The sequence below is a fragment of the Microbacterium limosum genome (genome assembly GCF_036324365.1).
GTDB classification, from domain to species: Bacteria; Actinomycetota; Actinomycetes; order Actinomycetales; family Microbacteriaceae; genus Microbacterium; species Microbacterium limosum.
On sequence record NZ_CP137080.1, the window covers coordinates 111410 to 130176 of the forward strand.

19 protein-coding genes and 1 pseudogene are annotated in these 18767 nt (G+C 71.9%); 9 read left to right on the forward strand and 11 right to left on the reverse strand.

What is annotated here, in order from left to right:
• Nucleotides 1-58 precede the first annotated feature (58 nt).
• On the reverse strand, nucleotides 59-1159 hold the full coding sequence (locus RYJ27_RS00545) for an XdhC family protein (RefSeq protein WP_330170869.1): 1101 nt from the start codon (nucleotides 1157-1159) through the stop codon (nucleotides 59-61).
• Nucleotides 1160-1208: 49 nt separating this feature from the next.
• Between RYJ27_RS00545 and RYJ27_RS00550 the strand changes: the two genes are divergently transcribed.
• Nucleotides 1209-1805, forward strand: a complete 597-nt coding sequence (locus tag RYJ27_RS00550) for a nucleotidyltransferase family protein (RefSeq protein WP_330170870.1) — start codon at nucleotides 1209-1211, stop codon at nucleotides 1803-1805.
• Between the two features lie 22 nt (nucleotides 1806-1827).
• On the opposite strand, the gene RYJ27_RS00555 is transcribed toward RYJ27_RS00550, so the two are convergent.
• Complete coding sequence (locus tag RYJ27_RS00555; protein WP_330170871.1) at nucleotides 1828-2754, reverse strand: 2-hydroxyacid dehydrogenase; 927 nt, start codon at nucleotides 2752-2754, stop codon at nucleotides 1828-1830.
• A 139-nt stretch (nucleotides 2755-2893) separates the two neighbouring features.
• On the opposite strand from RYJ27_RS00555, the gene RYJ27_RS00560 reads away from it, so the two are divergent.
• Nucleotides 2894-3325 (forward strand): DUF1761 domain-containing protein, encoded by a 432-nt coding sequence (locus RYJ27_RS00560; RefSeq protein ID WP_330170872.1) that lies wholly within the window; start codon nucleotides 2894-2896, stop codon nucleotides 3323-3325.
• 10 nt (nucleotides 3326-3335) lie between these two features.
• On the opposite strand, the gene purQ is transcribed toward RYJ27_RS00560, so the two are convergent.
• Both purQ and purS read right to left on the reverse strand, forming a co-directional pair.
• Complete coding sequence (gene purQ, locus RYJ27_RS00565; protein WP_330170873.1) at nucleotides 3336-4043, reverse strand: phosphoribosylformylglycinamidine synthase subunit PurQ; 708 nt, start codon at nucleotides 4041-4043, stop codon at nucleotides 3336-3338.
• A complete protein-coding gene (gene purS / locus RYJ27_RS00570; protein WP_330170874.1) occupies nucleotides 4040-4288 on the reverse strand; it encodes a phosphoribosylformylglycinamidine synthase subunit PurS in 249 nt (82 codons plus the stop codon). Before purS ends, purQ begins: the two co-directional genes overlap by 4 nt.
• A 112-nt stretch (nucleotides 4289-4400) precedes the next feature.
• Here purS and RYJ27_RS00575 point away from each other — a divergent pair.
• The 3 genes and pseudogenes from RYJ27_RS00575 to RYJ27_RS00585 all read left to right on the forward strand — a co-directional run.
• Nucleotides 4401-4700: pseudogene (locus RYJ27_RS00575) on the forward strand (ABC transporter permease family protein); the annotation flags it as partial.
• Nucleotides 4701-4756: 56 nt separating this feature from the next.
• Complete coding sequence (locus tag RYJ27_RS00580) at nucleotides 4757-6223, forward strand: GH1 family beta-glucosidase (protein WP_330170875.1); 1467 nt, start codon at nucleotides 4757-4759, stop codon at nucleotides 6221-6223.
• A 253-nt stretch (nucleotides 6224-6476) separates the two neighbouring features.
• Nucleotides 6477-6728 (forward strand): substrate-binding domain-containing protein, encoded by a 252-nt coding sequence (locus RYJ27_RS00585; RefSeq protein WP_330170876.1) that lies wholly within the window; start codon nucleotides 6477-6479, stop codon nucleotides 6726-6728.
• Nucleotides 6729-6747: 19 nt separating this feature from the next.
• Here RYJ27_RS00585 and RYJ27_RS00590 read toward each other — a convergent pair whose 3' ends face one another.
• From RYJ27_RS00590 to purD, 6 genes are all read right to left on the reverse strand, one after another.
• Complete coding sequence (locus tag RYJ27_RS00590) at nucleotides 6748-7578, reverse strand: VOC family protein (protein WP_330172071.1); 831 nt, start codon at nucleotides 7576-7578, stop codon at nucleotides 6748-6750.
• A gap of 34 nt (nucleotides 7579-7612) precedes the next feature.
• Nucleotides 7613-9028 (reverse strand): uracil-xanthine permease family protein, encoded by a 1416-nt coding sequence (locus RYJ27_RS00595; protein ID WP_330170877.1) that lies wholly within the window; start codon nucleotides 9026-9028, stop codon nucleotides 7613-7615.
• Between the two features lie 101 nt (nucleotides 9029-9129).
• Nucleotides 9130-10059 carry a phosphoribosylaminoimidazolesuccinocarboxamide synthase gene (locus tag RYJ27_RS00600; protein WP_330170878.1) on the reverse strand — a complete coding sequence of 310 codons (930 nt, stop codon included), beginning with the start codon at nucleotides 10057-10059 and terminating at the stop codon, nucleotides 9130-9132.
• Nucleotides 10060-10095: 36 nt separating this feature from the next.
• Nucleotides 10096-11823 carry a DEAD/DEAH box helicase gene (locus RYJ27_RS00605; protein ID WP_330170879.1) on the reverse strand — a complete coding sequence of 576 codons (1728 nt, stop codon included), beginning with the start codon at nucleotides 11821-11823 and terminating at the stop codon, nucleotides 10096-10098.
• Between the two features lie 94 nt (nucleotides 11824-11917).
• A complete protein-coding gene (gene lhgO / locus RYJ27_RS00610; protein WP_330170880.1) occupies nucleotides 11918-13126 on the reverse strand; it encodes an L-2-hydroxyglutarate oxidase in 1209 nt (402 codons plus the stop codon).
• Nucleotides 13127-13234: 108 nt separating this feature from the next.
• Nucleotides 13235-14503: a phosphoribosylamine--glycine ligase gene (purD, locus tag RYJ27_RS00615; protein WP_330170881.1), complete on the reverse strand. Its 1269-nt coding sequence runs from the start codon at nucleotides 14501-14503 to the stop codon at nucleotides 13235-13237.
• Nucleotides 14504-14544: 41 nt separating this feature from the next.
• On the opposite strand from purD, the gene RYJ27_RS00620 reads away from it, so the two are divergent.
• Nucleotides 14545-14904, forward strand: coding sequence for a sterol carrier family protein (locus tag RYJ27_RS00620; RefSeq protein ID WP_330170882.1), 360 nt, complete (start codon nucleotides 14545-14547; stop codon nucleotides 14902-14904).
• A gap of 124 nt (nucleotides 14905-15028) precedes the next feature.
• On the forward strand, nucleotides 15029-15415 hold the full coding sequence (locus tag RYJ27_RS00625; RefSeq protein ID WP_330170883.1) for a potassium transporter Trk: 387 nt from the start codon (nucleotides 15029-15031) through the stop codon (nucleotides 15413-15415).
• Between the two features lie 46 nt (nucleotides 15416-15461).
• Here the strand turns inward: RYJ27_RS00625 and RYJ27_RS00630 are convergent, their stop codons facing one another.
• A complete protein-coding gene (locus RYJ27_RS00630) occupies nucleotides 15462-16073 on the reverse strand; it encodes a zinc-binding alcohol dehydrogenase (protein WP_330170884.1) in 612 nt (203 codons plus the stop codon).
• A 68-nt stretch (nucleotides 16074-16141) separates the two neighbouring features.
• Here RYJ27_RS00630 and purM point away from each other — a divergent pair, with 68 nt between their 5' ends.
• Together purM and purF are read left to right on the forward strand one after the other, a co-directional pair.
• Nucleotides 16142-17296 (forward strand): phosphoribosylformylglycinamidine cyclo-ligase, encoded by a 1155-nt coding sequence (gene purM / locus RYJ27_RS00635; RefSeq protein ID WP_330170885.1) that lies wholly within the window; start codon nucleotides 16142-16144, stop codon nucleotides 17294-17296.
• A gap of 5 nt (nucleotides 17297-17301) precedes the next feature.
• Complete coding sequence (gene purF, locus RYJ27_RS00640; RefSeq protein WP_330170886.1) at nucleotides 17302-18762, forward strand: amidophosphoribosyltransferase; 1461 nt, start codon at nucleotides 17302-17304, stop codon at nucleotides 18760-18762.
• Nucleotides 18763-18767 lie beyond the last annotated feature (5 nt).

The window sequence follows — 18767 nt, forward strand, 5'->3', positions numbered from 1 at the left end:
CCCCGCCCTGAGCCGCCCGGCTCGTCGCTCCACCGCGAGCGGCGGGAGGTCATGGTTGTTAGGACACGCAGTGCGGGAGCGTAGCACGGTCGCCCGCGGCATCCGGGGCGTGGGAGTGGATCGGCCCGGAGAGCTCGTGCAGTGGGCGCGCCGTCGCGCCGTGGCGCACCGCCTGGATCTCGGCGAGCGCCGCGATCGCCGCTTCCTCGGGACTCGATCCGCCGAGGTCGAGCCCGAGCGGCGAGTGGATGCGGGCGAGATCGTCGAGCCCCACACCCCGCTCGCTCAGAAGCTCGCGACGCCGCGCGACCGTGCTGCGGGCGCCCATCGCGCCGACGAATCCGACATTCATGCCCAGAGCGGCATGAATCGCGGGGACGTCCAGTCGTTCGTCGTGGGTGAGGACGCACACCGCGGTGCGCATGTCGGTCGCACCCGGCTCGGCCGCCTGCGCGCGCAGGTACTCCGCGGGGTCGGCGACGACGAGGGTGGCGGCGCCGGGGAAGCGCTCGGGGGTGACGAGCAGCTCCCAGGGGTCGCAGACGGTGACCGCGAACCCCGCGGCCGCGCCGATGCGGCAGAGCGCCGCCGCGTGTTCGCCCGCGCCGGCGATGATCAGGCGCGGGCGGGGGGCGTGGCAGAGCACGAGGAGGGCGTCGCCGTCGGCGTCGATGCAGCGGGTCTCGCCCAGCAGGCGGGCCGCGTCGAGCTCCGCATGCACCGCCGCGCTCGCGAGCGGCGCCGCGGTGTCGAGGATCCTCCCCGCGCTGGGCCCCGTGAGGGGGAGCAGCACGCTCACGCGCTCGTCGTGCACGGCGCTGCGCAGCGCCCGCAGGGCCACGGCGTCCGTCGTGCGCACGAGATACGCGATCACCTCGACGGTCCCGCCGCAGGCGAGACCAGCCGCGTAGGCCTGCTCGTCGCTGAAGCCGAAGCGCGCCGTCCGGGCGCGCCCGTCGGAGCGCACCTCGTGGGCGAGGGCGATCGCGTCGGACTCCACGCACCCGCCCGAGATCGACCCGATCAGCTCGCGCGTCGCCGTCACGGCCATCGAGGCTCCGACCCCCCGCGGTGCGCTCCGGGCGACGCGCGTCACGGTTACGACGACGGCGTCGCCGGAGGGGAGGGATGCCAGCAGGCCGTCCGCGATGTCGAGCATGGGTTCACGCTAACCCGCCCCTGTTACGGGCGCGCTACGCTGGCGCACCATGGCACAGCACCCGCACGCGATCGCCGGCGTCGTCCTCGCCGCAGGTGCGGGATCGCGTTTCGGCGGGCCGAAGGCGCTCGCCCGCGATTCCGACGGCGAGGCGTGGATCGCGCTCGCCGTCGAGGTGCTGAGGGAGGGCGGCTGCGCGCCCGTTGTGGTCACGCTCGGCGCCTCCGCGGACCATGCCCAGGCGCTCGTTCCCGCGAACGCCGAGCCGGTGCGGGTCGAGGCGTGGACGCGCGGCCTGTCGGCATCGGTCGCGGCGGGCCTCGACGCGGCGGCCGCGCACGAGGTCGACGCCGTCGTGGTGATGCCCGTCGACACCCCGGATGCCGCGGCATCCGCCGTGCGCCGTGTCATCGCCGCGGCCGGCCCGCGACCGCGGCGGGCGCTCGTGCAGGCCACGTATGCGCGGCGGCCGGGGCATCCCGTGCTCATCGGTGCCGACCATGTGCGCCCGCTGATCGCGGCCCTGGAGGGCGACCGCGGTGCGCGAGACTACCTGCGTGCGAACGGCGCGGTCGCCCTCGAGTGCGAAGACCTGTGGAGCGGCGCCGACATCGACACGCGTTCCGAGGCCGGATCCGGAGGGTAGGGCGCCGATCGTCCGCCGGCGACTACCGCGTGCCGTCGAGCACGACGTTGAGCGCGGGCTCGCCCCTCACCATGCGCTCGGCCTGCGTGCGCACGAGTCGCGCGATGCGCGGCCGCATCGCGTCGGAGGCGCCGCCCACGTGCGGGGAGACGAGCACTCCGGGCAGGCGCCAGAGCGGGTGGCCCGGCGGCAGGGGCTCGGGATCGGTCACGTCCAGCGCGGCGCGGATGCGACCATGCTCCACGTGGCGCACCAGCGCGTCGGTGTCGATGAGCGGCCCGCGGCCGACGTTGACGACGAGCGCGCCGTCGGGAAGGGCCGAGAGCACCTCGTCGTCGATGATGTGACGGGTGCTCTCCCCGCCCGGCAGCGTCGTGATCAGGATGTCGGCGCCCGGCAGCAGCTCGGGGAGCTCCGAGACGCCGTGCACGACCACCCCGTCCTCCTCGCGGGCGCGGGAGGCGACGGGGACGATCTCCACCTCGAACCCCTGCAGGCGGGCGGCCACCGCCTTGCCGACCCCGCCGTACCCCAGCAGCAGCACGCGGCGATCGGCGAGGCTCGGGGTGAAGGCGGTCGTCCAGCTCTCGCTGATCTGCGAGTGCACGAAATGCGGGATGCCGCGCTGGGCCGCCAGCGTCAGGGCGACGGCGAGCTCCGCCGTGGACGTCTCGTGCACGCTCGCGGCGTTGGCGAACAGCGTGCCCTCCGGCAGGCGCTCCTTCATCCCCTCGTAGCCGATCGACTGCCCCTGGACGAGGCGCGTCTCCACGGTCTCGAGCATCGGCAGCCGCCTGCCGCCCCCGAGGTAGGGCGGGACCACGATGTCGATGACCGGCCGGGGCGCGGGGGTGGAGAGGTCCCACACGATCACCTCGACGCCCTCCGGCGGGGGTGTCAGGTCTTCGGCGAGCTGCTCGGTGGGCACGGACACGACGACGTGGGTCATGCTTCCAGCCTAGAGACGTCGCGCGGGCCGGGTTCGCGCGCCTGCCCGCACCGTTCGCCGGGGGCCGATCGGGGGCTTACCCCCTACGCCCCGCGCCGCCGGGGGCTACGCTCGGCATCGAACCGAAGGGAGCTTCCCCATGATTCCCGAGATCAACTACTGGGCCGTGCTCATCGCCACGGCATCGAGCATGGTCGTCGGCTCGATCTGGTACACGCCGAAGGTGTTCGGCACGAGGTGGGCGCGGCTCGCGAAGGTCGACATGGACCGGCCCGGCGCGTCCGCCGTGCTGCCGATCGTCGTGACGGTGATCGTGAGCTTCGTCACCGCCTGGGTGCTCGCGGGGGCCGTGGCCATCGCCTGGCACTTCTACGGCGGATCGTTCCTCGTGTCGGCGCTCGTGACGGGGCTCCTGCTCTGGGCCGGCTTCACCGCGGCGCGGTTCATCACCCACGACGCGTTCGAGGGTCGCCCGGGCGCGCTCACGGTGATGAACGTCGCGCACGAACTGGTGACGATCGTCGTAATGGCGCTCATCATCGGCGTGTGGCCCCCGGCCGGGACCGTCTGAACCCGCAGGCTCAGGCGGCGGCGCCCACGAGGGCCGCGACGGCGCTTTCGAAGAAGACCCGGCCGTCGGTACCCGATCGCATCGCGGCGCGGGTGTCGGGGCCGAAGCCGGGCTCGACCGCGTGCTCGGGGTGAGGCATGAGGCCCACGACGTTTCCGCGCTCGTTGCGCAGGCCGGCGATGTCGCGCAGCGATCCGTTGGGGTTGACGCCCAGATACCGGAACGCCACGAGACCCTCGCCCTCGATCCGATCGAGGGTGTCGTCGTCGGCGATGTAGCCGCCGTCCCCGTTCTTCAGCGGGATGACGATCTCCTGGCCGTCCGCGAAGCCGTTGGTCCACGCGGTGTCGGCGCTCTCGACGCGCAGCCGCTGGTCGCGCCGGATGAACTGCTGGTGGGCGTTTCTGATCAGCCCGCCGGGCAGCAGGTGCGCCTCGACGAGCATCTGGAATCCGTTGCAGATGCCGAGCACCGGCATCCCGGATGCCGCGGCATCCTTCACCTCGGTCATGATCGGCGAGTGCGCGGCGATCGCGCCCGCGCGCAGGTAGTCGCCGTAGCTGAATCCGCCGGGGAGCACGATGGCGTCGACGCCCTGCAGGTCGTGGTCGGCGTGCCAGAGCGCGACCGGCTCCGCGCCGGCGAGCGAGACGGCTCGGCGCGCGTCGGCGTCGTCGAGCGAGCCGGGGAAGGTGATGACCCCGATGCGCGTCGTCACGCGACCACCTCGATGTTCACGACATCCTCGATGACCGAGTTCGAGAGGATGTCGTCGGCGACCTCGCGTGCCTTGGCGAGCACGGCGTCGGTGACCTCGCCCTCGACGGAGAGCTCGAAGCGCTTCCCGATGCGGACGGCGCTGAAATCCTCGACCCCCAGGCGGGAGAGGGCTCCGGTGACGGCCTTCCCCTGCGGGTCCAGCAGCTCGGCCTTGGGCATGACGTCGACGACGATGGTGGGCATTCGAGGCTCCGGATGTCGCGGGTGGGGATCGCGGCAAGTCTAGCCGCCGGCGCGTTGCCGTCGCCCCGACGTTGTGCGGCGCGACCCCGGCAGAACTTCTTGACACTCGTGGGCGTCGATGATCCGCACGTTCTGGACCGTCGGGCTCGTCGCGGCCCGCCCCGCGGCGGCGATGCTGGGTCTGTTCACCTTCGTCACGGCATGGAACAACTTCTTCTGGCCGTTCATCGTGCTCGACCGGCAGAACCCGACCCTCCCGGTCGCGCTGTCGCTGCTGCAGTCCAACTACTTCGTCGACTACTCGATCGTGCTCGCCGGCGTGCTGCTGTCCACCATCCCCCTGCTCATCCTCTTCGTGTTCGCGGGGAGGCAGCTGGTGAGTGGCATCATGCAGGGGGCAGTAAAGGGCTGAGGCTGCTGCGTCACAGCGCCTTCCGTCCGTCATCTCCACCAAGAAAGGAGCGCGCGATGAGCGTGTCCGAAACACGTCCATTCCCGACCGACTTCCTGTTCGGCGCGGCCACCGCCGCCTACCAGATCGAGGGAGCGGCCTTCGAGGACGGGCGGACGGCATCCATCTGGGACGCTTTCGCGCGCGTTCCCGGAGCCGTCATCAACGCCGACAACGGCGACGTCGCCTGCGACCACTACCACCGGTACCGCGACGACGTCGCGCTGATGCAGCGCTTGGGTCTGCAGACGTACCGGTTCTCGACGTCGTGGTCGCGCGTGCGTCCCGACGGCGGCGCGGTGAACCCGGCGGGCCTGGACTTCTACAAGCGTCTGGTCGACGAGCTGCGCGAGGCGGACATCATCCCGTGGCTGACGCTGTACCACTGGGACATGCCCCAGGCCCTCGAGGAGAAGGGCGGCTGGACCTCGCGGGAGACCGCCGACCGGTTCGCGGAGTACGCGCTCTCGGTGCACGACGCGCTGGGCGATCGCGTCGACATCTGGACCACGCTCAACGAGCCGTGGTGCTCGTCCTTCCTCGGATACACCGCGGGGGTGCACGCGCCGGGGCGGCAGAGCGTCACCGACGGGGTCCTCGCCGCGCATCACCTCCTGCTCGGGCACGGCACGGTGGTGCGAGAGCTGCGCGCCCGCGACGCGGAGCTCGAGCTCGGCATCACGCTCAACCTGACGGTCGCCGAGCCGGTGGATCCGGCCGATCCCGCCGACGTCGACGCCGCCCGGCGCATCGACGGGCAGTTCAACCGATGGTTCCTCGACCCGATCTTCCGCGGGGAGTATCCGGGCGACATCCTCGGCGATCTCGTCACCGTGGATGCCGCGGCCCGCGCCGCCCTCGACGCAGCCATCCTTCCGGGCGACCTCGAAACGATCGCGACGCCCATCGACTCCCTCGGCGTGAACTACTACCACGGCGAGTTCGTCGGAGGCCACGAGGCCCCGAACCCCCCGAGGCCCGGGGAGGCCCCCACGGACCGCGAGGGAAGGTCTCCGTTCCCTTCGCACGAGGGCATCTTCTGGCACGAGCGGGGCCTGCCGCGCACGTCGATGAACTGGGAGGTGCAGCCCGAGGGCCTCACGATCCTGCTCGAACGGGTGTGGGAGGAGTATGCGCGACCGGCAGGCACGACGCTGTACGTGACCGAGAACGGGGCGGCGTACGACGATGTCGTCACGATGTCGGAGTCCGGCCCCCGCGTGCACGATGAAGAGCGCCGCGAGTTCGTCCGCATGCACCTGGGGGCCGTCCTCGACGCGATCGCCGCCGGTGTCGACGTGCGCGGATACTTCTACTGGTCGCTGCTCGACAATTATGAGTGGGCCTGGGGGTACGAGAAGCGGTTCGGCATCGTGCGGGTGGACTACGACACCCAGGAGCGCACCGTGAAGGACAGCGGCCTGGAGTATGGTCGCATCATCGCCGCGCGTGCCCTCGACCCGGAGTCGGCCGCGCGACGCTGACCCGTCCCGCGCCCGCGGCTCGACGGCGAAGCGCCGCTGCGCCCGGCGTCGTTCGTGCGCGGCGGGGCGGTCGACGGGGCGCTGGTCGCGTCGCAGCACGCCGGCGATGGCTTCATCGAGGCGATTGCCGCCGCCGTCCCGCTCGTGTTCGGCGGCCGTCCGGCCAGGTGGAGCGACACGCACCACTTCGTCGACGTCGACAACGTCGCGGGTGCTCGCGTGGCGACGCAGCACCTCATCGAGCGCGAGCGACATGATGGCGCGCGCCGCGATCCGCGTGCTCACCACCGAGGGTATCCGGGTGCCCGAGGACGTCGCGATCGTCGGCTACGACGACACTCCGGTCGCGACCGATCGCGAGCCCCAGCTGACGACGATCCGTCAGCCGCTCGAGCGGATGGGCGAGACGATGGCGTCGTTGCTGATCCAGGTGATCGCGGGCACGGCACCGGCGGAGCGGGCGCTGATCATGCCCACCGAGCTCGTGGTGCGCGAGACGACCTGATTCCGCGGATCCGCGGGGCTCAGCCGCGGCCGGGGGAGGTCGCCAGGAGCGCGTTCCCCCAGGGGTCCTCGAACGACAGTGTGCGTCCGTCATCCTGCACGGCCGTGCCGAAGTGGGCCAGGCGCTCGCCCAGACCGCCCAGGGCGTCGTCGTCGGGGAGCGTGAGATCGATGCGGCCGAGCCCGAGCGCCGGCATGCGGGGCCCCGCGCCCCGGGAGTTCCACACGTTCATCGCCATGTGGTGGTGGTAGCCGCCGGCACTGACGAACAGCGCCTGGCCGCCGAGGGCGGCCGTCTGGTCGAACCCGAGCCGGCCCACGTAGAACGCGTGGGCGGTGGCGATGTCGCCGACGGACAGGTGCACGTGGCCGACGGATGCCGGCGACGAGCCGCTCGCGGCATCCTCGCTCAAGTGCTCGCGGAGGAAGGCGGCCGGGTCGAGATGCAGCGTCGCCATCTCGATCTGCCCGTGGGTCCACGACCACGTCGTCCGGTCGCGATCCCAGTAGAGCTCGATCCCGTTCCCCTCCGGGTCGGTGAGGTAGAACGCCTGGCTCACGAGGTGGTCGGCGCTGCCGGTGAACGTGTGGGGCGCCCGGGTCGCGACGGAGTACAGGGCCGCGGCGAGGTCGGCCTGGCTCTCGAAGAGGATCGCGGTGTGGAACAGCCCGGCCGACCGCGGCGCGGCGGCGCGCAGGTGGGGGCTGTGCCGGAGCACCACGATGACCCGGCCGTCGCGGCCGAGCGCGACGGTGTCACCCTGGGCGTCGATCACGGTGAGCGTGATCACGTCGCGGTAGAACCGCGTCATGGCGTCGAGGTCGGCGACGTCGAGCGTGACGGCACCCATCGTCGTGGCCGGGTCGATGCCCGGGCGGGCTGTCTCATTCACATGTATGCATAACGCACGGCGAGGTGCGGGCATTCCGCGGGTCCCGGCCCGCCGATGGTCGGCCGGCGGGCCGGGAACCCGATCGGTCCTGCGGGTCTCCGCCGATCTGCCCGACCGCCGGCAGCGGGCCTCCGTCGTCGGCGCCGGTGCGACGCCAGCGGGCGATCGCGTTGCCCGCGTGATAGATCCCGAGCGCGGCGGCCGCGCCGAGGACGATGGCGCCGAGCTGGAAGCCGCCGCCCAGGTCCATCGTGAATCCGGCGATCGCGATTACGAGTGCGACGGCCCCGGTGTACTGGTTGACGGGCCGGGAGAAGTCCACGCGGCCCTCGACCCAGATCTTGATGCCGATGATGCCGATGAGCCCGTAGAGCGCCGTCGTGACCCCGCCGAGCACGCCCGCGGGGATCGAGTTGAACACCTCGCCGACCTTCGGCGAGAGGCTGAGGAGGATCGCGACCGATCCCGCCACCCAGTACGCGGCCGTGGAGTAGACCCGGGTCGCCGCCATGACGCCGATGTTCTCGCCGTAGGTGGTCGTGCCCGATCCGCCGAAGGCTCCCGCGAGGGCGGTGGCGGCGCCGTCCGCGATGAGCGCGCGACCGGTCGAGGCGTTGACCCGGTCATCCGTCATCGTCGCGACGCCGCGCACGTGGCCGACGTTCTCGGCGATCAGCACGAGCACGACGGGCAGGAACATCGCGATGACGCCCCACGTGCCGGGCGAGGCGAAGTCGGGCAGGGTGAAGGAGGGCAGGCCGATCCACGCGGCATCCGCCACCGCGGCGTAGTCGACCTCGCCGCGCAGCAGCGCCACGACGTATCCGACGATGACGCCGACGAAGATCGAGATGCGTCCGAGGAAGCCCCGGAACAGGACGCTGAAGAGCACGACCGCGACGAGGGTGATGGTGGCCGTGATCGGCGCCTGCTGGTAGCTGTCCCACGCCACCGGCGCGAGGTTGAAGCCGATCAGGGCGACGATCGCGCCCGCGACGACGGGCGGCATGAGCCGGTTGATCCACCCGAGGCCCGCGAACTGCACGACGACGCCCACGAGGGCGAGCAGGACGCCGGTGGCCACGATCCCCGCGAGGGCCGACCCCATGCCCGCCGACGCGGTGGCCGCCGTGACGGGCGCGATGAAGGCGAACGAGGAGCCCAGGTAGCTGGGCAGCCGGTTCTTCGTGATGAGCAGGAAGAGGATCGTCCCGACGCCGCTGAACAGCAGCGTCGTGGCGACGGGGAACCCCGTGATGGCGGGTACGAGGAACGTCGCCCCGAACATCGCGACGACGTGCTGCACGCCGACGGCGGCGGTGAGCGGCCAGTTCAGGCGCTCGTTCGGCGCCACGACGGCGTCGGGGGCGACGGTGCGGCCGTCGCCGTGCAGGCTCCACAGGGGCATGGGTTCTCCGTTCGGAAGGGTTGTCGGGTCGGACGCCGCGGTCGGCGCCCGACCCGGCTGCGCGAGGTGCGCAGTGATCGGGCTGGTGTCTCGTCGGGCGCTCAGGCGCCGGTGAGTCGCGTGAGCAGCTCGCGGTAGCGCGCGCTCGTGCGGTCGATGATGTCCGCCGGCAGGGCGGGTGGCTCGCCCGTGCGATCCCAGTGGGCGCCGAGCCAGTCGCGCACGATCTGCTTGTCGAAGCTCGCCATCCGCTGCTCGGGCGTGCCGCCGGCGTTCCACGCCTGCGCGTCCCAGTAGCGAGACGAGTCGCTCGTGAGCACTTCGTCGGCCAGGCGCAGCACGCCCTCCTCGTCGACGCCGAACTCGAACTTCGTGTCGGCCAGGATCAGGCCGCGCTTCTCCGCCAGGGCCGCCGCGCGCCGGTAGATCTCGAGCGAGAGGTCGCGCAGCTGCGCGGCCCGCTCGGCGCCGACCAGCTCGACCGTGCGCTCGTAGGCGATGTTCTCGTCGTGCTCGCCGACGGGGGCCTTGTATGCGGGCGTGTAGATCGGCTCGGGAAGCCGGTCGCCGTTGCCCAGGCCCTCGGGCAGCCCGATGCCGCACACCGTGCCCGAGGCCTGGTACTCCGCCCACCCCGAGCCCGTCAGATACCCGCGGACGACGCACTCGATCGGCGCCATCTCCAGCGAACGCACGACCATCGCGCGGCCGGCGACGGCGTCGGGCACCCGCGAGCGGGCGTCGTCGTCGAGACCGAGGTCGGCGGCGGCCACGAGGTGGTTCGGGATGCCGCGGCCACCGTCGCCGCCGGCGAGCATGTCGAACCACCACAGGCTCAGGGTCGTCAGCAGCTCGCCCTTTCCGGGGATGCCGGGCGAGAGCACGTGGTCGAACGCGCTGACCCGGTCGGAGGCCACCACCAGCATCCGCTCGGCCACGCCGCCCTCGGGCGTCGTGTCCGGGACGTACAGGTCGCGCACCTTGCCGGAGTAGACGTGCCGCCAGCCGGGAAGATCGTGGGGGGAGCTCACCCGCCCATTATCGCGGAGGCGCGCGGCGCGCCGTGGTCAGCGCCGCCGGGGGCGGTCCTCGCGCTTCGCGGAGGCGCCGTGGCGGTCGGGCTTGAGCTCGATGAGCTGGCCGCTGATGCGCGTGCCCTCGAGCCTGCGCAACGTGTCGCGGGGGAGCTCTGCCGGCAGCTCGACGAGCGAGAAGTCGGTGCGGATCTGGATCGCGCCGAAATCCTCCCGGCGCAGCCCGCCCTCGTTGGCGAGGGCGCCGACGATCTGGCGGGGCTCGACCCGGTGCCGGCGGCCGACCGAGATGCGGTAGGTCGCGCGCGTCGCGCCGCCGTCGCGGCTGCGGCGCTCGCGGCCGCCGCGGTCGGTACCCGGGCGCGCGTCGCGCTCGCGCTCGCCACGCGGTTCCGGCGCGGCGTCGGGCTCGAGCAGCAGCGGGGTGTCGCCCTGCGCGACGATCGCGAGCGCCGCCGCGACATCCGCTTCGGGAACGTCGTGGTGCTCGACGTAGTGGGCGACGATGTCGCGGAAGACGCCGATCTGCGACGGATCGGCGAGGGCCGCGGTGATCGCGTCGTCGAAGCGGGTGAGGCGCGTGGCGTTGACGTCGTCGACGCTCGGCAGCTTCATCTCGGTCAGGGGCTGGCGGGTGGCCTTCTCGATCGCGGAGAGCATGCGGCGCTCGCGGGGCGTGACGAAGCTGATCGCCGCCCCCGTGCGCCCGGCACGGCCCGTACGCCCGACGCGGTGCACGTAGGACTCGGTGTCGATCGGCAGGTCGTAGTTGACGACGTGGCTGATGCGGTCGACGTCGAGGCCGCGCGCCGCGACATCCGTCGCGACGAGGATGTCGAGCTTGCCGCTCTTGAGCTGGTTCACGGTGCGCTCACGCTGCGCCTGCGCGACGTCGCCGTTGATGGCGGCGGCGGTGTAGCCGCGGGCCCGCAGGCGCTCGGCGAGGGTCTCGGTCTCGTTCTTCGTGCGCGTGAAGACGATCATGCCCTCGAAGTTCTCCACCTCGAGGATGCGCGTGAGCGCGTCCACCTTCTGCGGGTACGACACGACGAGGTACCGCTCCGTGATGTTCGCGGAGGTCGTGGTCTTGGTCTTGACCGTGATCTCTTCGGGGTCGTTGAGGTACTGGCCCGAGATGCGGCGGATCTGTGCCGGCATGGTCGCGGAGAAGAGGGCCACCTGCTTGCCGGAGGGGGTGTCGGCGAGGATCGTCTCGACGTCCTCCGCGAAGCCCATCTTGAGCATCTCGTCGGCCTCGTCGAGCACGAGGAAGCGCAGCTCGGAGAGGTCGAGGGTGCCCTTGTCGAGGTGGTCCATGATGCGGCCGGGGGTGCCCACGACGATGTGTACGCCGCGGCGGAGGGCGGAGAGCTGCTGGCCGTATCCCTGGCCGCCGTAGACCGGCAGCACGTGCACGCCGCGCAGGTGCGCCGCGTACTTCTCGAAGGCTTCGCACACCTGCAGGGCCAGCTCGCGGGTCGGTGCGAGCACGAGTGCCTGCGGCGCCTTCTGCGACAGGTCGAGCTGGGAGAGGATCGGAAGTGCGAAGGCGGCGGTCTTGCCCGTGCCGGTCTGGGCGAGACCGACGACGTCGCGGCCCGACAGCAGGGGTGGGATCGTCGCGGCCTGGATGGCGGACGGGGTCTCGTATCCGACGTCCTTGAGTGCCTTCAGCACTGCATCGTCGAGACCGAGGTCGGGGAAGGTGGATTCGACGAGGGCAGGCTCTGCCTCGGCGTGCGTGTTCTTGGAGGAGGCCATACTGCGACCGTAGCCGGGTGCCTGCCCCGTCGCGACCCGGTGCGCGAGGGCGGACGCCCCGAGGGGTCGGCGCGGGCCTGGCGACCGGTGCGGCTCAGGCCCGGGCGCGGCTCAGGTAGTGCTCGATCACGTACTGCGCGATCGCGATCGAGCTCGTCGCGGCGGGGGAGGGAGCGTTGCGCAGCACCGTGACGGGCCCGACCTGGTCGACCGCGAAGTCATCGAGCAGCTCCCCGGCCCGGCCCCAGGCCTGTGCGCGCACGCCCGCCGACGTCTTCGCCGTCAGGTCGCTCATCCGCAGCTCGGGGATGAAGCGCCGCGCCTTGCGGTAGTAGAGCGGCTTGATGAGCGACCCGCTGATCTCGTCCACCCCCATGCGCCAGTGCTGCTTCGCGAGCGGCCATGCGCCGGGCCACCGCAGCGACGCCATCGTGTCCTTCGGAGAGATGCGCAGCCAGCCGTATCCCTCACGCGCCAGGGCCGGCACCGCGTTGGGCCCGACGTGGATGTCGTCGTACACACCGCGGGTGAAGTGCACGCCCAGGAAGGGGAAGCGAGGGTCGGGGACCGGGTAGATCATGCCGCGCACGAGGTCGCCGCGCTCGGGCGCGAGCTCCCAGTACTCGCCGCGGAAGGGGAGGATCTTGGGTGAGGGGTCTGCCCCGACGAGCTGCGCGACGACATCGGACTGCAGGCCCGCGCACGCGATCACTCGGTCGAACACGTGCTCTCCCGAGGGGGTGACCACCCGCACGGCGCCGTTCTCCAGGTGGATGCCGGTCACCTCGCTGTGCAACAGGATGTGCCCGCCCGCCGCGCGCACGTCCTGCGCCATCGCCTCGGTGATGGCGGCGTAGTCCACCGACGCGGTGTGCGGCGAGTGCACCGCGGCGACGCCCGCGACGTGCGGCTCGATCTCCCGGAGCCGGTCGACATCGTCGATGCGCACGAGATCGGGCACGCGGTTCTCGATCGAGCGTCGTTCGATCTCGGCGAGAGCGGGCAGTTCGGTCTCGTCCACCGCGACGACGAGCTTGCCCACCTCGCGGTAGGGCAGCCCCTTCTCCTCGCAGAACTCGCGGATCGACACCCGTCCCGCGGCGCACAGCGTGGCCTTCAGCGAGCCGGGCTTGTAGTACAGGCCGGCGTGCACGACGCCGGAGTTGTGGCCGGTCTGGTGGGCCGCAAGGCGCGCCTCCTTCTCGAGGACGGTCACCTCGCCCGCCCCCGTCATCGCCAGTTCGCGCGCGAGCGCGACACCGACGATTCCGCCCCCGATGATCCCGATGCGGTCAGCAGACATCCCGAGCTCCCCCCCAGAAACACGGTGCCCCCTGCACCGTCCCCTGCCAGAACCGTACCGGCAATCGCTTCGGCGCGCGCGCCCGGATCGGGAGGGCGCGCGCCCCGGTCAGTCCGCGACGCGGGCGGCGATGTCGGTGCGGTGGTGGGAACCCTCGAGGTGGATGCGCCCGAGCGCTTCGTAGGCCCGTTCGCGGGCTTCGCCGAAGCCCTCTCCGGTCGCGACGACGCTGAGCACCCGCCCTCCCGTCGCGACGAGCGCCCCGCCCCGCACGGCGGTCGCGGCGTGGGCCAGGTGCACGCCGGGGACGGATGCGGCGGCATCCGCGCCGTCGATGACCCGTCCGGTGACCGGGGCCTGCGGGTAGCCCTCGCTCGCGAGCACGACCGTGACGGCCGCGTCGCCCGCGAAATCGGGCCGCGGCTCGTGGTCGAGGTGACCGGATGCCGCGGCCATGAGCAGGCCCGACAGCGGCGTGCGCAGGCGCGGCAGCACGACCTGCGTCTCGGGGTCGCCGAAGCGCGCGTTGAACTCGATGACCTTGACGCCCTGCTCGGTGAGGATGAGGCCCGCGTAGAGCAGACCGATGAAGGGGGTGCCCTCGGCATCCAGGCGCCGGATGACGGGCTCGGCGATGTCGCGCGTGACGAGGTCGACGAACTCCCGCTCGGAGCCGAAGCGCTCGGCGAGCCACGGCAGGGGGGAGTAGGCGCCCATGCCGCCCGTGTTCGGGCCCGCGTCGCCGTCGTAGGCGCGCTTGTAGTCCTGCGCGGGGGACAGCGGCAGCACGGTGTCTCCGTCGGAGAGGAAGAAGAGCGAGACCTCGGGACCGGAGAGGAACTCCTCCACGAGCACCGCACCGCCCTCGAGGTAGGTCGCCGCGTGGGCGAGGGCGGCGGACCGGTCCTCCGTCACGAGCACGCCCTTGCCCGCGGCGAGGCCGTCGGCCTTCACGACGAAGGGGGCGCCGAGCTCGTCGAGCGCGGCCTCGACCTCCGCGGGCGTCTGGGCGCGCATGGCGCGGCCGGTGGGCACCTTCGCGGCATCCATGATGCGCTTGGCGAACGCCTTGGATCCCTCCAGCTGCGCTGCGGCGCGGCCGGGGCCGAACACCGGCACGCCGCGGGAGCGTAGCGCGTCGGCGACCCCTGCGACGAGGGGGGCCTCGGGCCCGATCACGACGAGGTCGACCGACTCGGTCTCGACGAAGTCGCTCACCGCGACGGGGTCGACGGGGTCGACATCGACGAGCGTCGCGACCTGCGCGATGCCCGCGTTGCCCGGGGCCGCGAGCAGGTCGTGCCCGGCGCCCTCAGACGCCAGCGCGAGGACGATGGCGTGCTCTCGCGCGCCGGAGCCGAGGACGAGGATTCTCACCCGGCCAGCCTACCCAGGGCCCCGCCGGGTACCGTGGTGGGGTGCCCCGAAAGATCTCCGTCGCCGACGGCCGCGCCGCGCTCGACGCCGTGAACGCCTCACCCGACGAGCCCGCCCGCGACGATCTCGCGACCGCCGTGCGCTACCTGCTGCAGCTGCTCGTGGAGAAGGCGCCGGGCAACGCCGTCGAGGTGAGGGTGCCCCCGTTCGGAGCCGTGCAGGCGATCCAGGGGCCGCAGCACACGCGCGGCACGCCGCCCAACGTCGTCGAGACCGACGCGGCGACGTGGATCGCGCTCGCGACGGGGGCCGTGCGGTGGGGGGATGCCGCGGCCGCCGGCCGCATCATGGCCTCCGGCGTGCGCGCCGACCTCTCCGACGTCCTCCCGCTCCGCCCCTGACCCCCCCACCCCGCGCCGAGACACCACTTCCGCGCCGAGACACCACGCCGCGTACGGTGGCTCGACGCAGAAGTGGTGTCTCGCCCGGGGGCAGCGCCCCGGCATCCGGTGGGAGAATGGTGTGGTGAGCACCGAACAGCCCGAGGGCACGCCCGCTGCGCAGAGCGGGGCGATGCAGGATGCCGCGGCCGGGCGTCAGCACTGGACCAGCGACGAGATCCTGGCCGCCAGCGTGAGGCGCGTGCCCAAGTACAGCGTCTTCATGGTCTTCGGCGTCGTCGTCGGCATCTTCGTCGCCCTGATCCTCACGTTCTCGTGGAACGGATCGGCGGGGCCGAGCCCGCTCACGGGGGTGCAGTACTCGTCGGCGCAGGTCTTCGGCTTCCTGGCGATCTTCTGCGGCGTCATCGGCCTCGGGATCGGCGGGATCGTGGCCCTCGTCATCGACAAGATCTCGGGCCGCCGCGCCCGCACCGTGCTCGCCGACCGGGAGACCGTCGTCGACGACTGAAAATCGTGCGGTCGCTGAACGTGCGCACGCTCACGGCTTCACCCCGTCAGGCGATCTCCGCGATGATCGGGTGGATCGCCGAGTCGAACGCGACCACGTCGCTGCGCAGGCCGTCGGTCACGGCGATCGTGAGCGACCCGATCCACCACACGCCGCGCTGCGACAGCGGCAGCACCTGGACGTTCAACTCGAACGAGTGCGCGCGCCGGCCCACCTCGCGCTCGTGCTGCGCGATCGCGCCCGCGTAGGCCCGGTACGACACCCCGCTCCGACCGATCGGCTCGGACGAATGGCGCTCGTGCACCCGGCGGGCGAAATCCAGCGCCTCGGGGTGGGCCGTCATCTGCTCGCGCAGCTCGTCGAACCCCTCGACCGGCAGCGCGGCGTACGTCTCGAATCCGTCGACGAGGTCGAGCGGTCCCGTCGCCGGATGCGCCTGCGGCTCCACGGTCAGCGCCCAGTACTCGCGCCACTGCCGCTCGAGCAGCGCCTGCGTGGCCTCGTCGCGCCGGCCGACCGGGGTCGTGGCCAGACCCCGGAGGGGCGGCAGCTCCTCGGGGGATCGGATGCCGATCAGCTGGCGCAGCGTAAGAGCCAGGATGACCGCGACACTCGCGTCTTCGCGGACCACCCACTCCGGCTTTCCGGCGCTGTGCATGCCGATATTGTAGGCGCGGGCGGTCGGTGGACGGCAGGCGCCCCCTGCCCTGCCGGTAGGCTGTGGGGGTGGCCGAAGCCTCGCACCAAAACTCCCCTGATCCCTACGCCGCCGCCGGTGTCGACACCGCCGCCGGCGACGTCGCCGTCGAACTCATGAAGACGGCGGTCCGGCGCACCCACGGACCGGAGGTGCTGGGAGGGGTCGGCGGATTCGCCGGTCTGTTCGATGCCAGCGCCCTGCGGGACTTCGAGCGCCCCCTGCTGGCGACGAGCACTGACGGCGTCGGCACGAAGGTCGCGATCGCCCAGGCGATCGACAAGCACGACACGGTCGGCCTCGACCTCGTCGGCATGGTCGTCGACGACATCGTCGTCGTGGGCGCGAAGCCTCTGTTCATGACCGACTACATCGCATGCGGCAAGCTCGTGCCCGAGCGTATCGCCGACATCGTCGCGGGCATCGCACGGGGCTGCGCCGAGACCGGCACGGCCCTCGTGGGCGGCGAGACCGCCGAGCACCCCGGTCTCCTCGGGCCGAACGACTACGACATCGCGGGCGCGGCGACGGGGGTCGTCGAGGCCTCCCGCATCCTCGGCGCGCAGCGCGTACGCGCGGGCGACGCGGTTCTCGCGGTCGAGTCCAGCGGCCTGCACTCCAACGGCTACTCGCTCGTGCGCCACATCGTCGCCGGCCGCGGCATCCGCTACGCCGACCGCGCGCCCGACCTCGGCGTGAACGGCGCGACGTGGGGCGAGGCGCTGCTCGAGCCGACCCGCCTCTACACGACCCCCCTCCTCGCGCTCGCCGCTGAGCACGGCGACGCCCTCCACGCCCTGAGCCACGTCACGGGGGGCGGTATCGCGGCGAACCTCGCCCGCGTGCTCCCCGCCGGAACGTGGGTCGACGTCGACCGCTCGACCTGGTCGCCGCCGCCCGTCTTCCGCATCCTCGCCGAGGCGGGCGACCTCGACCTGACCGACACCGAGGGCACATGGAACCTCGGCATCGGCTTCCTCGTGGTGATCGACGAGGCGGTGGCGGATGCCGCGGCATCCGCGCTCACCGCCGGCGGACTGCCCGCGTGGCGGGTCGGAACCGTGCGCGGCGACGCCCGCCCCGAGGGCGACTACGAGCAGGGGGCGAAGGGCGTCGACGGCGGCGCCGTACGCCTCGTCGGCGGCTACCGCGCGGATGCACCCGCCACGGACGGAGCGAAGTAACACCCATGTGCGGCATCGTCGGCATGGTCGGTCAGGGACCGGTCAACCAGGAGATCTACGACTCGCTGCTTCTGCTGCAGCACCGCGGCCAGGACTCGACGGGCATCGCGACCGCCGAGCCGAGCGGCGTCTTCCACATCGCCAAGGCGCGAGGCCAGGTGCGCGAGGCCTTCCGCACGCGCGACATGCGCGCGCTGATGGGAAACCTCGGCCTCGGACACGTGCGCTATGCCACGAAGGGCGCCGCCGGCAACGAGGAGGAGGCGCAGCCCTTCTACGTCAACGCCCCCTACGGCATCGTGCTCGTGCACAACGGCAACCTCACCAACACGCGCGAGCTCACGCAGGAGCTGTTCACGAAAGACCGCCGTCACCTCAACACCACCTCCGACACGGAGCTGCTGGTGAACGTGCTCGCCAACGAGCTGCAGGCGTCCATCTCGGGGCTCGACCTCGACCCGGAGCAGATCTTCCAGGCGGTCACCCGCGTGCATGAGCGCGTCGAGGGCTCGTACGCGGCGATCGCCCTCATCGCGGGATACGGACTGCTCGCGTTCCGCGACCCCTTCGGCATCCGCCCCCTCATCCTCGGCGCTCGCAAGACCGAGTCGGGCCGGTACGAGTGGATGGTCGCGTCGGAGTCGCTCGTCCTCGAGAACGGCGACTACGACGTCGTGCGCGACGTCGCCCCCGGCGAGGCGGTCTTCATCGACCTCGACGGCGCCCTGCACACGCGCCAGTGCGTCGCCGACCCGCAGCTCAAGCCCTGCTCGTTCGAGTACGTCTACCTCGCGCGCCCCGACTCGATCATGAACGGCATCTCGGTCTACGAGGCGCGGCTTCGCATGGGGGAGCGGCTCGCCGACACGATCGCGAGGTACACGCCCGCCGGCGCGATCGACGTCGTCATGCCGATCCCGGATTCGGCCCGTCCCGCGGCGATGCAGGTGGCCCGCAAGCTCGGCATCGAGTACCGCGAGGGGTTCTACAAGAACCGCTACGTCGGCCGCACGTTCATCATGCCGGGGCAGGCGGTGCGCAAGAAGAGCGTGCGCCAGAAGCTCAACGCCATGTCGAGCGAGTTCAAGGGCAAGAACGTGCTGCTGATCGACGACTCGATCGTTCGCGGCACGACGAGCAAGGAGATCATCCAGATGGCGCGGGATGCCGGGGCCAAATCCGTCACCTTCGCCTCCGCCGCGCCGCCGGTGCGCTTCCCTCACGTCTACGGCATCAACATGCCCTCGAGGCATGAGCTGGTGGCGCACGGCCGCACGATCCCCGAGATCGCGCAGGAGCTCGGCGCCGACTACATCGTCTACCAGGAGGTCGAGGACCTGAAGGCGGCGATCCTCGAGGGGTCGGATCTCGACGACCTCGACCTCAGCTGCTTCGACGGGCGCTACGTCACGGGCACCGTGTCGGAGGAGTACCTCGCGTGGGTCGAGGGAACCCAGACGTCCTGACGGGG